This is a genomic window from Jatrophihabitans lederbergiae (assembly GCF_031845305.1).
GTDB lineage: Bacteria > Actinomycetota > Actinomycetes > Mycobacteriales > Jatrophihabitantaceae > Jatrophihabitans_A > Jatrophihabitans_A lederbergiae.
The window spans coordinates 1-1182 of sequence record NZ_JAVREH010000175.1; the positions used below are offsets into that span (position 1 = coordinate 1).

The following is a 1182-nucleotide window of genomic DNA, read 5'->3' on the forward strand; positions in this document are numbered from 1 at the left end:
GCACGTCGCGGCCACGCAGACTCGACACGGCGGCCTTGGCCGAGGCGATCGGGGTCCTCAAATCGTGGCTGAGGGCGTTCAGGAGCGCGGTGCGCATGCGGTCGGCTTCAGCGACGGGGACGGCGGCTTCGGCGGCCTCGGCCAGGCGGCGTTGTTGGTAGGCCACGGCGACCTGGCTGGCGAACGCGGCCAGTAGACGTTGGTCTTCGGTGGCGAGCCGGCGACCGCGCAGGACGAGGACTAGCGCGTCTCCGACTGGCACTTCGGTGTCGCCGTCTTCAGGTCGCATGCAGGGGTCGACGCCGACGCTGCCGAGGCAGGACCAGGTGCCGCGCAGTCCGGCTGAGGTGGTGCCGGGTGAGGTCGCGCCGGTGCTGGCGGGCGCCTGGGTCTCTCGTCTCAACAGGGTGACGCTGGTGACGGTGAAGGTCTCTTGGACGCGTTGCAGGAGAGCGGGTAACGCTTGCTCCCCGCGGAGCAGGCTGCCGGCGAGGGTGGACAGCGTTTCGGCTTCGGCGTTGGATCGGGCCGCTTCGCTGCTGCGGCGGGCCGCGAGGTCCACGACGCGGGACACCAGGGAGGCGATGACGATGAACACGGTCAGCGCGAGGACGTTCTCCGCCCGGGAGATGGTGAAGGTGTGGATGGGGGGGACGAAGTAGTAGTTGAGTAGCAGGCTGGCGGCGATGGCGGCGATGAAGGCGGGGTAGAAGCCGCCGATGAGGCTGATGATGACGACGGCGAGCAGGAACAGCAGCATGTCGCTGGCCAGCGAGATGCCGGTCCGGTGGGCGGCGCAGATCGGAACCAGTGCCGTGAGCAGGACGAGGGCGGCGAGCAGACCAGCCAGTCGCCGGGCTGGGGTGAGGCCTCGACCTACTCGCGGGAGTACGCGTCCTTTGCCGATGTAGTCGTGGCTGATGACGTGCACGTCGATGGTGCCGGAGGTGCGGGTGATGGCCATGCCGGTGCCGGGGCCGGTGAGCGCGGCGACGACGGGGTTGCGCCGGCTGGCGCCGATGACAATCTGGGTGGCGTTGTTCGCTCGGGCGAACTTCAGCACCGCGGCCGGGATGTCGTCACCGACGATGGAGTGGTAACTGCCGCCCAGGGATTCGACCAGCACGCGTTGGGTGGCAAGTTCGGCGACGCTGGACCCGGCCAGGCCGTCGCTGCGGGCGA

Annotated in this window: 1 protein-coding gene; it reads right to left on the minus strand. The window is 69.5% G+C overall.

Translation table 11 applies throughout. The features are described 5' to 3' along the window. Positions 1 to 1182 (minus strand): DUF4118 domain-containing protein (locus RM423_RS24815; RefSeq protein WP_311425708.1); only part of this gene is annotated, 1182 nt, incomplete at both ends.